13 protein-coding genes are annotated in these 13823 nt (G+C 74.9%); 8 read left to right on the top strand and 5 right to left on the bottom strand.

Features of this window, described 5'->3' with window-relative positions:
* Window positions 1-4 precede the first annotated feature (4 nt).
* The 3 genes from A4V12_RS10720 to A4V12_RS10710 all read left to right on the top strand — a co-directional run bounded on the left by A4V12_RS10720 (window position 5) and on the right by A4V12_RS10710 (window position 3398).
* Window positions 5-754 carry a GntR family transcriptional regulator gene (locus tag A4V12_RS10720; RefSeq protein WP_064069048.1) on the top strand — a complete coding sequence of 250 codons (750 nt, stop codon included), beginning with the start codon at window positions 5-7 and terminating at the stop codon, window positions 752-754.
* Between the two features lie 131 nt (window positions 755-885).
* Entirely contained in the window at window positions 886-2085 is a 1200-nt protein-coding gene (locus A4V12_RS10715; RefSeq protein WP_064069047.1) for a type ISP restriction/modification enzyme, read from the top strand.
* Between the two features lie 116 nt (window positions 2086-2201).
* On the top strand, window positions 2202-3398 hold the full coding sequence (locus A4V12_RS10710) for a CaiB/BaiF CoA transferase family protein (protein WP_064069046.1): 1197 nt from the start codon (window positions 2202-2204) through the stop codon (window positions 3396-3398).
* Window positions 3399-3639: 241 nt separating this feature from the next.
* Here A4V12_RS10710 and A4V12_RS10705 read toward each other — a convergent pair whose 3' ends face one another.
* A complete protein-coding gene (locus A4V12_RS10705; protein ID WP_079136968.1) occupies window positions 3640-3903 on the bottom strand; it encodes a hypothetical protein in 264 nt (87 codons plus the stop codon).
* A 472-nt stretch (window positions 3904-4375) separates the two neighbouring features.
* Window positions 4376-5185 carry an SGNH/GDSL hydrolase family protein gene (locus A4V12_RS10700; protein WP_064069045.1) on the bottom strand — a complete coding sequence of 270 codons (810 nt, stop codon included), beginning with the start codon at window positions 5183-5185 and terminating at the stop codon, window positions 4376-4378.
* A gap of 433 nt (window positions 5186-5618) precedes the next feature.
* Between A4V12_RS10700 and A4V12_RS10695 the strand changes: the two genes are divergently transcribed.
* Window positions 5619-6722 carry a DUF5925 domain-containing protein gene (locus A4V12_RS10695; RefSeq protein WP_079136967.1) on the top strand — a complete coding sequence of 368 codons (1104 nt, stop codon included), beginning with the start codon at window positions 5619-5621 and terminating at the stop codon, window positions 6720-6722.
* A 61-nt stretch (window positions 6723-6783) separates the two neighbouring features.
* Here A4V12_RS10695 and A4V12_RS10690 read toward each other — a convergent pair whose 3' ends face one another.
* Window positions 6784-7158 carry a GntR family transcriptional regulator gene (locus A4V12_RS10690; protein ID WP_064069043.1) on the bottom strand — a complete coding sequence of 125 codons (375 nt, stop codon included), beginning with the start codon at window positions 7156-7158 and terminating at the stop codon, window positions 6784-6786.
* 70 nt (window positions 7159-7228) lie between these two features.
* On the opposite strand from A4V12_RS10690, the gene A4V12_RS10685 reads away from it, so the two are divergent.
* The 3 genes from A4V12_RS10685 (at window position 7229) to A4V12_RS10670 (ending at window position 10311) form a co-directional block, all read left to right on the top strand.
* On the top strand, window positions 7229-8152 hold the full coding sequence (locus tag A4V12_RS10685) for a GNAT family N-acetyltransferase (RefSeq protein ID WP_064069042.1): 924 nt from the start codon (window positions 7229-7231) through the stop codon (window positions 8150-8152).
* A complete protein-coding gene (locus tag A4V12_RS10680) occupies window positions 8133-8645 on the top strand; it encodes a DUF402 domain-containing protein (protein ID WP_064069041.1) in 513 nt (170 codons plus the stop codon). Before A4V12_RS10685 ends, A4V12_RS10680 begins: the two co-directional genes overlap by 20 nt.
* A 598-nt stretch (window positions 8646-9243) precedes the next feature.
* Complete coding sequence (locus A4V12_RS10670) at window positions 9244-10311, top strand: lytic polysaccharide monooxygenase (protein WP_064069039.1); 1068 nt, start codon at window positions 9244-9246, stop codon at window positions 10309-10311.
* A 61-nt stretch (window positions 10312-10372) separates the two neighbouring features.
* Here A4V12_RS10670 and A4V12_RS10665 read toward each other — a convergent pair whose 3' ends face one another.
* A complete protein-coding gene (locus A4V12_RS10665; RefSeq protein WP_064069038.1) occupies window positions 10373-11248 on the bottom strand; it encodes an esterase/lipase family protein in 876 nt (291 codons plus the stop codon).
* Window positions 11249-11411: 163 nt separating this feature from the next.
* Window positions 11412-12674, bottom strand: a complete 1263-nt coding sequence (locus A4V12_RS10660) for a cytochrome P450 (RefSeq protein ID WP_423563801.1) — start codon at window positions 12672-12674, stop codon at window positions 11412-11414.
* A gap of 90 nt (window positions 12675-12764) precedes the next feature.
* Here A4V12_RS10660 and A4V12_RS10655 point away from each other — a divergent pair.
* A partial coding sequence (locus A4V12_RS10655) for an FAD-dependent oxidoreductase (RefSeq protein ID WP_234372136.1) occupies window positions 12765-13823 on the top strand: 1059 nt, incomplete at its 3' end.

The raw sequence follows: 13823 nt of genomic DNA, 5'->3' as shown, positions 1-13823 counted from the left end.
ACACGTGACCGCTTTCGCCCCCGACTCGCTGGTCCTGAACCGCAAGCTCCCGCTGTGGTACCAGGTCTCGCAGTCCCTCCGCGCCTCCATACTCGGGCGCGCGCCGGACGCCTCGCTGCGCCTGCCCACCGAGGAGCAGCTGGCCACGCACTACGGCGTCAGCGTCCTGACCATGCGGCAGGCGCTGAAGGAGCTGGAGGCGGAGGGGCTGATCAGCCGGCACCGGCGGCGCGGCACGTTCATCGAGCCGGGCGCCCGGCGCAGCGCCCCGCGCCGGCTGCTGGGCTCGATCGACGCGATCGTGGCCCAGCAGTCGGGCGAGCGGACGACGATCCTCGGCCACGGCGAGGACAAGGTCCCCGGCGACCTGGCCGAGCACTTCCCGGGCCTCGCGGAGGTGGTCACCTACCGGCGGCTGCGCTGCGACGGCGAGAGCGGCGAGCCGACGAACTGGGCGGAGAACGCGGTCCGCCCCGAGGTGGCCGCCCGGATCGACCTGGCCGACCTGGAGCGGTGGCCGATGACCAAGGTGCTCCGGGACGCGGTCGGGGTGCGGATCAGCCGCATCACCGACACCGTGGAGGCCCGGCTCGCGGACCCCGAGACTGCCGGCCTGCTCCAGGTCCCGCTGCTGTCGCCGATCCTGCACTACACGGGCGTGACCTACGACGAGGACGGGCGGGTGGTCGACGTGGCGCGCATCCGCTACCGGGGCGACCGGTTCTCCTTCACGGTCACGGTGGAGGCGGACTGAGCACGGGGCGGGTGCGGGCGGGCGGGCGCGGGCACGGTGGAGCCGGCCTGCGTGGGGCGGGCGGGTGCGGTGGAGCCGGACCGGCCGGTGCGGGCGGGCACGGTGGAGCCGGACCGTGCGCGGTCACTAGCATGCCGCCCGTGACGGATGACGCGCCGCTGCTCGACGACCTGATGCCCTGGTCCGTGGCGCCGCTGCGGCTGGGCCGCGGCTGGGTCGTCGCCCCGGATGCCCGCACCCTGCGGGCCCGCTGGGCGGCGCTGGTGGGGGCCGAGGAGAGCGCCAGGGAAGCCCTGTTCCGGCCCTCGCGGGCCCGGACGCCGAACAGTTCGGTCGCCGCCCTGCCGGGGCAGCGGACCGGGACGGCCCGGCTGGCGCGGGAGGCGGGGCCGTGCCCCGAGCCGGTCCGGCTGGTCCACGGGCCGTTCGACGAGCAGTGGCTGCTGCCGGACCACCGGCTCCTGGACGCCGCCCGCCCGGAACTGTGGCGGGTGGCCGACGAGCGGCAGGTGTTCGCCGTCGAGCAGGGGTACGTGCCCCGGGCGGCGGGCCCCGCGCTGCTGGTGACGGCGGCGCTGCCGGACGGCCGCTCACCGGCGGGCCGGCCGGGCCGCATCCGCCCGCTGTACCGGCGCCCCGGCGGGCGGGAGCCGAACGTCGCGCCCGGGCTGCCGGAGCTGCTGGCCGGCCGGTACGGCACCGGCGTCACCCCGGAGGACCTGCTGGCCTGGGCGCTGGTGGCCGCCCGCCCCTCCCCCGCCGGGTGCGCCGTCCCGCTGCCGGCCGACCCCGCCGTCTGGGCGGCCGGAGTGGCCCTGGGCCGCCGCATGAGGGACGTCCAGCTGCGCGGCGCCCGGGGCGGGGAGCGCCCCCGGCTGCCCGGCGGGCGCCGTCCGTACGTCCGCGCCGCGCTCCCGGCCCGGCCGCGCGGCCTGGCGTACGACGCCGGGGACGAGGCCCTGCTGGTCGGCGACGGCGGCCGGATCTCGCCCGTACCGGCCGAGGCGTGGGAGTACCGGGTGGGCGGGGTGCGGATGCTGGAGCTGTGGTTCGAGCGCCGCACCGGGCACGCCGAGCCGGGCACCCTGGAGGCGATCGGCCCGGCGGCCTGGCCGCAGGAGTGGACCTCCGAACTGCTGGAGCTGATCACCGTGCTGGCCCTCCAGGCCCAGCTGGAGTCCGCGCGTCCGGACATGTCCGGCGCGGAGCGGCTCACCCGCACCGCCCTGCGCGCGGCCGGCGTGCTGCCCGCGCCCGCCGCGGCACGGCGCCCGGCCTCCGTCCTGGACCGGGAGGAGGAGGGTCCCGAGGGCCAGCTGGCGCTGCTGTAGCCCCCGGGCCCGGCGCCCGCGTCCCGGCCACCGGCTTCGGGATCCCGGCTCCCGTGTCCCGGGGTGACGCCCGGAGGGGGTGACAAGGGTGGCACGTACACGATAGGTACGGCTGCATGAGCACTCAGCCGCTGCCTCTCCGGGGGATCACCGTCGTCGCCGTCGAGCAGGCCGTCTCCGCGCCGTTCGCCACCCGCCAGCTCGCCGACCTGGGCGCCCGGGTGGTCAAGATCGAGCGACCGGACGGCGGTGACTTCGCGCGCGGCTACGACACCGCGGCCGGGGGCCTCGCCTCGCACTTCGTGTGGTGCAACCGGGGCAAGGAGTCGGTGGCCGTGGACCTCAAGGACCCGCGCGGCATCGCCGTCGTCCGCCGCCTGGTCGCCGGCGCGGACGTGTTCGTGCAGAACCTGGGGCAGGGGGCGGCGGCCCGGCTGGGGCTCGACGCGGCGACCCTGTGCGCGGCGCACCCGCGGCTGATCGGGGTGGACATCTCCGGGTACGGGGCGGGCGGGCCGTACGCGCACAAGCGGGCGTACGACATGCTCGTCCAGTGCGAGGCGGGGCTCGTGTCGGTGACGGGGACGCCCGAGCAGCCGGTCAAGGCGGGGATCCCGGCGGCCGACATCGCGGCGGCCATGTACGCCTTCTCGGGGGTGCTGGCGGCCCTGGTGCGGCGGGGGACGACGGGCCTGGGCGGGCCGGTGGAGATCTCCATGCTGGAGTCGCTCGCCGAGTGGATGGGCCACCCCCTGCACCACGGGATGCACGGCGGCGAGGCCCCGGCGCGTACCGGGGTCGCCCACGCCGTCATCGCGCCCTACGACGCGTACCCGACGGCCGACGGGGGCCAGGTGCTGCTGTCGGTGCAGAACGACCGCGAGTGGCGGCGGCTGGCCGAACAGGTGCTGGGCAGGCCGGAGTTGGGCGACGACCCGGCGTTCGCGACGAACACGGCGCGGGTGGCGCACCGGGCGAAGACGGACGCGGTGGTGGCGGAGGCGCTGGCGGGGCTGGCGACGGCGGAGGCGGTCGACCGCCTGGAGGCCGCCGGCATCGCGTGCGCCCGGCTCAACTCGGTGGCGGACGTGGCGGCCCATCCGCAGCTCGCGGCCCGCGACCGGTGGCGGGAGGTGGACACCGCGGTGGGTCCGCTGCGGGCCATGCTGCCGCCGATCACCCTGCCGGGCGGGGCGGAGCCGTGCATGGGCGCGGTACCGGCGCTGGGGGAACACACGGACGCGGTACTGCGGGAGCTGGGTGTGCCGGACGGCGAGCGCCTGGAACTGCGGCGCGACGGTGTGGTGGCTTGACAGCCGGCGGCCGGCCCCTCAGGGGCCGCCTTCCTCGTCCCGCACTCGGCGGGCGCACCACCATGGGGCCGGGCGGCCCGGGGCACGCTACTGCGGCGGCCCCGCCGGCGGGCGGCCGGGCCCCGGCGGGACGGCGCCCGCACGGTCCTCGGACGGTGTCACCGGCTGCCGGCCGCGGGCCGCGGCCGGGACGTTCGTGCACGGCGGGTGGGGTACGGGCGGGCCGGGCAGCCGGGTGACGTCAGGCGTGGTTGCCGAAGAGCGAGCGGCGCAGGCGGCGCAGCGGTGCGAAGAGCCGGACGCGCGCGCTCTTGCTCATGCGGGTGTGGGCGACGTCACGCGACGTCAACTCCCGCATCAGCAGGGTCGCTTCGGCCGCTTCGCGCTGCGGGACGGCCGGGCCGCCCAGCACCGAGAGATGGCGGTCGAGGCGCGTGCTGGTCGCGCTGCTCCCGCATGTGATCGCAGGCACCCGAGGCCTGCTGCGCACCGTTATCTGTTCCATGTCACTCCCCACCCGTACGAGGGCACCCGGCCGCTGCAGATTAACCCTATCGTCCCCGCATCTCATGCGTGTATCCCGGTGACGGGATTCACCACACATGTACGAGGGTTGACGACTACCCTCCGAATACGATTGATTCCAGGGCGAGTTGGACACCCTTCCGGCGGGGCCGGGATGGGGCGGCTTGCGGTCGTTTGCCCGAAGGCCCTTGTGGCACACGGATGGTGGCAGAAATACGTACGTCTCACGGGGTGTCGGAGCGGCGGTCCCGATCCTCCGGTGAAGGGGAAGGCCGGGACGCACCGCGACCGGGCCCGGGTGGTGTCCCGGGGCCCGGCCGGGGCGCCGTTCGGTGGGGCGGGGGCTTCGCGGTCACGGGTGTGGTGCCGGGGCGAGGTGCCGGGGCGGCGGGCGGGGACGCCTGCCGTCGCGGCGGACCCCGGGCCGGACCGGTCCGCCGGGGCGCGGCTCCTTACAGCGCTGCCTTGAAGGTGGGCAGGTAGCCGCCGGACTGTCCGGCGGCGGTGGGGTGGTAGGACTCGCCGATGTTGAGCCAGTTGACGCTGTGCAGCCAGGACGCGCTCGAACAGATCTCGTGGCCGGTGAACGCCGGGGTGACGTCGGCCCACGCGAAGCCGTGGTCGGCGGCGCGTTTGGCGGTCGCCGCGTTGAGGTGGTCGGCGCCGCCGTTGATGGCGCGGCGCTCGTTCTCGGTCAGGCCGGCGAGGCAGCTGCCGCCGAGCTTGTAGAAGCGGGGGTAGCCGAGCACGACGACCCGTGCCGACGGGGCCTTGGTCCTGATCGCCGAGTACACCGAGTCGAGACGGCCGGGGAGGGTGGTGTCGACGTAGCTCTTCGCCTCGTTGACGCGGGCGATGCAGGTGGCCTCGGACTGGAGGACGCAGGTGGTCATGACGTCGGCGAAGCCGGCGTCGTTCCCGCCGACGGTGAGGGAGACGAGGTCGGTGGCGGAGGAGAGCGGTCCCAGCTGACCCGCCGTCACGTCATGGGTGCGGGCGCCTGAGCATGCCGTGAACGCGAAGGACGAGGGGGAGTTCGCGGCTGCCCAGAGCTTGGGGAAGGCTCGGGTGCTGCGCTTGCAGTTGCCGCTCGCGCTGTCGTAGCTCCCGGCACCGACTCCGGAGGAGTAGGAGTCGCCGAGTGCCACGTAGTCGAGGGCTGCGGCCGACGAGTCGGCCTGCGCCGCCCCTGCCCCGGTGAGGGTCAGGGCGGCGCCGAGGAGGAGTGAGGTGGTGAACGCCGCGGCTCGGGACAGTTTCATGGAACCTCCCTTTGGCAGGATTTCTGCCTAAAAAGTTCGTAGCAGGATGCAGTGTCCATGCCAATAGCCCGGCGTGGCGTGGAGTTGACGTCGAGTCAAAGTCTGCTCGGGCGCGAGGCGCGATATCCGCAGGTACCGGGGCAACTCACCCGTGCGGAGTCTTTTTTGTCGGACCGACGCCAGACCCCTGGCGCCGCACCGCGTCCGAGGGGTACGCGGAGTCCGGCGCGGCCGGCCGGGTGGCCGGGTGGCCGGCGGCCGGGCGGTCACCGCGTCCGGCGGGCCGAGGGCAGCACGCCGGCAGGCGGTCGGCACGCCCGGCGGGCGGTGTCGGCGCGTCCGGCGGGCGGTGTCGGCGCGTCCGGCGGGCGGTCGGCCCGCCGAGGGGAACACGCACATAAACACCGTGCGGCGGGCGCGCGTGTGCCGGATCATGGGGCGCATGTCTGCCAACCCCCATGAGGCCCTGCCGATCCGGCTCACCGTCGACGACAGCGATTCCCCTGCCGACGTCGTCGACGCGCTGTTCCTCGGGCGCTTCGCGACGGGCGAGCAGCCGTACGCGCACAGTTCCTCGCTGGACCGCGTCAAGTCCGGCGCGACCCTGCTCCCGCCGGGGGCCTCGGTGCTGCGCTCGGCCCGTGACGACGACCGCAGCGCCACGCTCGCCGAGGGCGAGGGGTGGACGCTGCTGGTCTCCCGCTGGAACCGGGGCGCCGACGTCACCGTCACGGCGGTCGAGCCGGAGCTGGCCGAGCGGGTGCTGAAGCAGGCCACGGACGGCGCGAAGGACGACCCGGAGCCGCAGCCGGACAACGTGACGATGGGCTTTTGGTACGTGTCGCCGCGCCGGGGCCCGCACCGCACGACCCGCCGCATCGCCGCCGGGTCGTGGGAAGAGGTGCGGCCCAACTACACCTCGCCCGTGGCCGAGGCGATGGACCGGCTGATGAAGGTCACGCCCGACGACATCTCCGGCCGCCTGCTCCTGCTGCACGGCCCGCCCGGCACCGGCAAGACCTCGGCGCTGCGCACGCTCGCCCGCTCGTGGCGCGACTGGTGCCAGGTCGACTGCGTGCTGGATCCGGAACGGCTGTTCAACGACGTCGGCTACCTGATGGACATCGCGATCGGCGAGGACGAGGGGACGGCGAACGGCCGGTGGCGGCTGCTGCTCCTGGAGGACTGCGACGAGCTGATCCGCGGCGAGGCCAAGCACACGGCGGGCCAGGCCCTGTCACGGCTGCTGAACCTGACGGACGGGCTGCTCGGACAGGGCCGCAACGTCCTGGTCGGGGTCACCACCAACGAGGACCTGGAGCGCCTGCACCCGGCGGTGGTCCGCCCCGGCCGCTGCCTGGCCCGCATCGAGGTCGGCCCGCTGACCCGGCCGGAGGCGGTCACATGGCTCGGCACCGAGGAGGGCATCGGGCGCGACGGGGCGACGCTGGCGGAGCTGTACGCGCTGCGGCGCGGTACCGGCCCGGCGGCCATCCCGGACCAGGCGCGCGGCGCGGACGCGGGACTGTACCTGTAGCGGGCGCGCGCGCCGGGCGGCGGACGGCGGGCCCGCGGCGGCGCCGGCAGGCGCGTACCGGCTACCGCTCGTAGACCGCCCGCAGCGCGTCCGCCACGGCCGCATCGGCGTCGGCGCGGTCGAGGCCCAGGCGGTGGGCCTCGGCCGCGTACGCGGCGGCCGCCGTCGCCGCCCGGCGGGCGGCGGCGTCACCGGCTGCCGCCACGAACGTGCCGGCCCGGCCCCGGGTCTCGATCACCCCGTCGCTCTCCAGCACCCGGTACGCCTTGGCGACGGTGTTCGCCGCGAGGCCCAGCTCGTCGGCGAGGCCCCGGACGGTCGGCAGCTTGTGGCCGACGGGGAGGCGGCCCGAGCGGGCCTGGTCGGAGATCTGGGCGCGCAGCTGCTCGTACGGGGCCGTCGGGGAGCCCGCGTCGATGGAGATCTTCAAGGTCACGGGGCGATTGTCCCCCACGGCGCCGAAAAGGGGAGGCGATGATCATCCGCCCCGCGTAGCCTGCGGCCCCATGACCGTACTTGTGCGTGACTTCCGTCCCGACGATGCCGAGGCCGTGACCCGGGTGCGGCGGGCCGCGCTGCCGTTCGAGGTGACGACGCCCCGGGCCGTCCTCGCCCAGGTCGCCTCGGCGCACCCGGCCCGGAAGTACCGGCTGCTGATAGCGGAGAAGGACGGGGAGATCGTCGGCACGGCCAACGTCGGCATCGCCCACGAGTCCGGCACGCCCGGACTGTCGTACGCCAACCCGCAGGTCCACCCCGAGCACCGGGGCTCGGGCGCGGGCGGGCTGCTGCTGCGTACCGCCGAGGAGCACCTGGCGGCCGAGGGCGCCGAGAGCGTGTACGCCTGGGTGCTGGACGAGCCGGGGTTCCGGGCGTTCGCGGAGAAGCGCGGCTACCGGCCCACCCGCCCGGCGCACTTCCTGCGGCTGGACCTGGCGGGCGGCACGCTGCCGGAGCCGCCGGCCGCGCTTCCCCCCGGCGTGGAACTGCGCACCGCCGCCGCCTACGCCGGCGACCCGCGCCCGCTGTTCGAGGCGGACGCCGAGGTGACGGCCGACGAGCCGAGCGACATCGGCGCCGACCTGGACGACTACGAGGCCTGGCTCGCCGACACCTGGAACAACCCGCTGCTCGACCACGAGTTGACCACCGTGGTGACGGTGGACGGCCGGATCGCGGCCTTCACCGCCGCCCACACCGACGGCGTGAGCCGCTACCACTCCGGCATGACCGGGACGCTGCGCGCGTACCGGGGGCGCGGCCTGGCGAAGCTCGCCAAGACCGACTCGCTGCTGCGGGCCCGGGCGGCGGGCTACACGGACGCGTTCACCAGCAACGACGCGGAGAACGGGCCGATGCTGGCGATCAACGAGTGGTTCGGGTACGAGATCTGCGCGACGGAGGTCCGGCATGTCCGCGCCCTCGGTTGAGGTGCGTCTCGTCAAGGCCGGGCGGACGAAGATCCGCTATCCGGCCGAGGTGCTGGCGGACGACGGCACCCGGATCACCGTCCGCGCGCCGTGGGCGGCCGACGGGGTGCGGGACTTCGGCTTCGTCCGCTTCGAGCCGGGTGACGTCTTCACCGAGCACTACTGGCGCGACCGGTGGTACGCGGTGAAGGAGGTGCGCGCCGGGGACGGCGCCCTGAAGGGCTGGTACTGCGACGTCACCCGGCCCGCCGCCGTCGACGGCGACCGCGGCGAGCTGGTCGTGGAGGACCTGGACCTGGACCTGTGGGTGTCGGCGGACGGCTCCGAGGTGCTGCGCCTGGACGAGGACGAGTTCGCGGCGAGCGGCCTCGCGGAGCGGGACCCCGCCGCCGCGGCGGCCGCCCTCGCGGCCCTCGACACCCTGGAGGCCCTGGCCCGCGCGGGTGCCCTGCCGGGTGCCCCGGCGGGCGGTCCGGGGACGGGCTCGCGGTAGAGGACGCGTACGGCGTCATCCGTGCGCGGAGGGGGCCGCGCTCCCCGGGGCGGGCGCTCTGCGCCACCTGGAGCGCCCCGCCGCGACCGGCCGCCCGGAACGGCGCCCCGCGCTGGAGGGCCGGTTCCACGCGGAGGTCTGGCCCCGCCTGGCGGAGATGAAGCGGTCCATGCGCGCCGACCTGGGCGTCGGCGACGCCTAGCACGCCCGCCGGTAGGTGTGGCGGACGCTCTGCGCTCCGGGAAGTGCTGCCCCGCCGGGTCAGCGGGTCGCCTCGTGGCTTCCCGCGGGGCCGTACGGGAAGCCACCGCCCGCGGCGCCGAGCGGCGTAGGGGCGGGCGGTGGGCGCCCTGTCGCCGGGGGCGGACGACCGCGAGTGGCCGTATCTGAGCGTCCTCTTAGCCTCGCCTTAAGCGGAGCATAAGAATCCTCATCTGCCGCCGCAGGCCGCCGGATCCGGCCTCCCCGCGGGCTAGTTTGCTGATCACCGGGGCCGGTCCGGATCGTCGGTACCGAGGCCGGGGGGCTGTGCCGCCCGTCCGGTTCCCGTCCCCGCAACCCCCCACATCTGCTCGTCCCGCCGAAGGAGAACGTCACCATGACCGCTCGTCGCCGCACGCCCGCAGCCGCCGCCCTCGCCCTGGGCATCGCGCCGCTCGCGCTCGCCGGCCTGACCGCGTCGCCCGCCGCGGCGCACGGCACGATGACCGATCCGGTCAGCCGGGTGTCCGCCTGCTACGCGGAGGGCCCGGAGAGCCCGGACTCGGCGGCGTGCAAGGCGGCGGTCGCGGCGAGCGGTCCGCAGGCGTTCTACGACTGGAACGAGGTCAACATCGCCAACGCCGCCGGCAACCACCAGCGGCTGATACCGGACGGGAAGCTGTGCAGCGCGAACCGTGACAAGTACAAGGGGCTCGACCTGCCGCGCGGCGACTGGCCGTCGTCCGCCATGACCGCCGGCACGCACACCTTCCGCTACCGCGCGACCGCCCCGCACAAGGGCTCCTTCGAGCTGTACATCACCAAGGACGGCTACGACCCGTCCAAGCCGCTGAAGTGGTCGGACCTGGAGGCGAAGCCCTTCGCGAAGGTCACGAACCCGAAGCTGGAGAACGGCGCCTACGTCTTCGACGGCACCGTCCCCGCCAAGTCCGGCCGCCACCTGGTCTACTCGATCTGGCAGCGCTCGGACTCCCCCGAGGCCTTCTACACCTGCTCCGACGTGGTGTTCGGGAAGGACAACGGCCAGGCGGGCGGCGCCCCCGCCCCGGTCGCGTCGGCCCCCTCCGACGAGCAGATCGAGCAGGGCACGGACAAGTCGACGGTCGACCACGGCGGACACGGCGGTGACGACCACGACGCCCGGCCCGCCGAGCCCGCGAACCCCGCCGCCGAGGAGCCGAAGCAGCCCGCCGCGGCGAAGCCCGCGGAGCCGGCCGAGCAGGAGCAGACGCAGGCGGAGGCGACGGAGCAGGCCGAGCAGGCCGGCACGCTCCAGGCCAACGGTGCCGGCACCCCGTCGCCCGTCGCCGCCCCGGCCGGCGAGAACCTGGCCGAGACCGGCGGCAGCGGCAGCACGCCGTACCTCGCCGGCGGTGGCGCGGCGGTGCTGGCGATCGGCGCCGCGGTCGTGTTCGCCACGGCGCGCCGCAGGGCCACGCGCTGACGACCGGTGTGACCGGGAAGGGGCCCGTCCGGATCCGGACGGGCCCCTTCGCGTCGTTCCGTCAGCCGACGACGGACGCGCAGGTGGTGGGCTTCGCGTGCGCCGGGTCCAGCGCGTTGACGACCTCGTGGTACGCGATGCGGTCGAACAGCCCGATCGCCACGTGCTCGGAGAAGTCCAGGGGGCACAGGTCCTGGAGGAGCACGTTGCGCACACCCGGTCCGTCGAGGTACTGGGACTGGTAGGGGGTGACGACCTCTTCGTACTTGGTGGCGATGACGGTGTAGCGGACGCCGGGGACGGTGTCACCGCCCGCGTTCAGCTTGGTGAGGAACGGCGAGCCGGCGATCTGGTCGGCGAGGGCCGGGGTCTTCTCGCTCAGCAGGTGGGCCGCGCCGGGGAAGTACGGCAGCAGCTTGGTGAGGCCGTGGAGCGTGGTGCCGTGGTTGTCGGGGGCGAGTCCGATCAGGGCGTTCACCTTGTCGGCGCCGCCGAGGAACTTGAGGTAGTGGCGCGGCATCATGCCGCCCTGCGAGTGGCCGACGAGGTCGGCCTCGGCGGCCCCGGTGGCGGCGAGGACCTTGTCGACGTACGCGTCGAGCTGTTCGGCGGACTTCTCGATGGGGCCGAGGCCGTGGAAGAAGGGCACGCCGGGCAGTTGCCCGTAGTCGAGGGAGAAGACGCAGTAGCCGCGCCTGACCAGGTAGGGGGCGAGGGCGAGCCAGTTGTCGACGGAGTTGCCGAAGGTGCCGTGGACCAGGACGACGGGGCGGGGGTGGGCGGACGACGGCCGGCAGGTGTAGTCGTTCCAGCCGCTGCTGGGGCCCTGGGCCTGGGCGGCGGAGGCGGGGGCGAGGGTGGCGGCGACGGCCAGCAGCAGGACGGCCGAGGCTCTGAGCGCGCGGCGTACCCGTGCGGGCAGGCGTGAGGGCAGCATCGAGTGGTCTCCTTGCGGCTCAAGGAAATGGGGATGTGGGGCGGTGGCGGTACGCCCCGTGGCCCGGACCACTGGTGGGGAGGCACAGCGAATGCCGTGCCCATGCCAAGTTACGCACGGGTAGGAGAAACAGGGAAGTTACGCGTCGGTAAAAACTGACGGATCACCACCTCACCGGCAGCCGCGGCGGGAAGCGCCGGATCGTCGCGGTGTCCCACTCCACCTCCCCCGCGGGCACCGCGAGGCGCAGGCCCGGGAAGCGGGCGAGCAGCGCCCCCACGGCCACCCTCAGCTCCGCCAGCGCCAGCGGGGCGGCGACGCAGTGGTGCCCGCCCCAGCCGAAGGTCATGTGGGGGTGGGCCGGCCGGTCCGGGTCCAGCTCATGGGGGTCGCGGAACACCGCGGGGCACCGGTTGGCGGCCAGGTAGGAGACGTGGACGAAGTCGCCCGCGCGGATGCGTACGCCCTCCACCTCCACGTCCTCCAGCGCGACGCGCGGGATGCCGACGCCCTTGCGGAACGGGATGAGGCGCAGCAGCTCGTCCAGGACCGCGGGCAGCCGGCCGGGGTCGTCCGCCGGCGCGGCCCACCGGCCGGGGCGGGTGAGCAGGCTGTAGACGATGTTGCCGATCTGGCAGGTGGCCGTGTCGTTGCCGCTCAGGACGAGGGTCATCGCCAGGACGGCCAGCTCCTCGTCGCTCAGGGGTTCGTCGCCCTCGCCGCCGGCACCGTCACCGGCGCCGGCCATCGCGCTGATGAGGTCGTCCCCCGGCGCCCGGCGCCGCTCCACGACCAGGCCGGTGAAGTACTCGCGCAGGTACCGTTTCGCGTCCGCCGCCGCCCGGCGGGCCGCCGGCGCCGTGGCCGGCATCTGGTGCGTACGGCGCAGCAGTACGGGCCGGTCGGCCGGGTCCACGCCCAGCAGCTCGCAGATGGTGTGGTGCGGCAGCGGGGTGGCCAGGTGGCGGGCGAGGTCGGCCGGCGGGCCGTGGTCGGCCATGGCGTCCAGCAGCCGGTGGGTCACCCGCTCGACGGCCGGCGCCATGCGCTCCACCCGCTTCTTGGTGAACGCCCGTGCGGCGGCACGGCGCAGGCGGGCGCTGCGCGACGGGTCCAGCACGTTGACCGACTCCGGGGAGACGATGGGTTCCGGCGTCAGCCGGGGGGAGTCCCGGCCGACGATGGCCGCGCGGCTGAAGCGCGGGTCGGTGGTCACCCTCCGTACGCCGTCGAAGCTCAGCACCAGCCACGCCCCGGTGTCGCCGTAGGGCAGCCGGACGCGGGTCACCGGGCCCCTCGCCATGAGGTCGGCGAGCAGCGGGTCGAAGTCGAGGGCCTGGTGGAAGTCGAAGGGGCAGGTGACGACGTCCGGGTCCGGCCATGCGGGCGGATGTGGGCGGCCGTTCGACCGGGTGGACTGTTTCACGGGCATATTCCGCATATGCCGCATCTTGCGGTACCCGACCGTCCCGCGCACTCCTCAAGGCCGTGACCGCACGGCAGAAAGCGGTGAGACATGCCCACCGACCCGCAGCACGCCGGCGCGCGCCGAGGAGCACCGGTGCAGGGCGCCGTGGACGTCCTGGTCGTCGGCGCCGGCCCGACCGGGCTCGCCCTCGCCTGTGACCTCGCCCGCCGCGGCGTACGCACCCACGTCGTCGAGGCGGGCGAGCGGCTCTTCGGGGGCTCGCGCGGCAAGAGCCTGCAGCCCCGCACCCAGGAGGCGCTCGACGACCTCGGCGTCATGGACGCCCTCCGGGCGGCGGGCGGGCCGTTCCCGCCCATGCAGACCTGGCGCGACGGCCGCCGGGACGGCACCTGGCGGCTGCTCGAACCGGACCCCGGGGCGCCCGTGTCGCGGTTTCCGGAGCCGTGGCTGGTGCCGCAGTGGCGTACGCAGGAGATCCTCCGCGACCGGCTCCTCGCCCTGGGCGGGACGGTCGAGCACGGCACCCGGCTCGCCTCCCTGCACCAGACGGACCGGCACGTGCTGGCCGAACTGGCGCACGACGACGGCAGCCGCCGGACGCTGACCGTGCCGTACCTGGTCGGGTGCGACGGCGGGCGCAGCACCGTGCGGGACGCGCTGGGCATCGCCATGAAGGGCGAGGACGGCGGACTGCACCCCGCCGTGGTGGCGGACGTCCGCATCCGGGGCCTGGACCGCGACCACTGGCACATCTGGCTCGACGACCCGGACGCCCGGGGCGTGGGCAGCCTGCTGCTGTGCCCGCTGCCGGGCACCGACGACTTCCAGCTCAACGCCCGCGCCGACGACGAGGAGCGCGACCTCACCCCCGAGGCGGTGCGGCAGCTGATCGCCGCCCGCACCCACCTGCCCGCCGACGCCGTCACCGACGTGCTGTGGCACTCGTACTACGAGCCGCGTACGGCGCTGGCCGAGCGGTTCCGCGACGGTCGGGTGTTCCTCGCCGGCGACGCCGCGCACGCCCACCCGCCGGGCGGTGGGCAGGGCCTGAACATCAGCGTCCAGGACGCCTACAACCTGGGCTGGAAGCTGGGGCAGGTGCTGCGCCACCACGCCCCGGACGCACTGCTGGACAGCTACGAGGCC

The sequence above is a fragment of the Streptomyces noursei genome, from assembly GCF_001646665.1.
GTDB classification, from domain to species: Bacteria; Actinomycetota; Actinomycetes; order Streptomycetales; family Streptomycetaceae; genus Streptomyces; species Streptomyces lavendulocolor.
The sequence above is the reverse complement of the archived record's forward strand: the minus strand, read 5'-3'. Positions and strand labels throughout refer to the sequence as shown.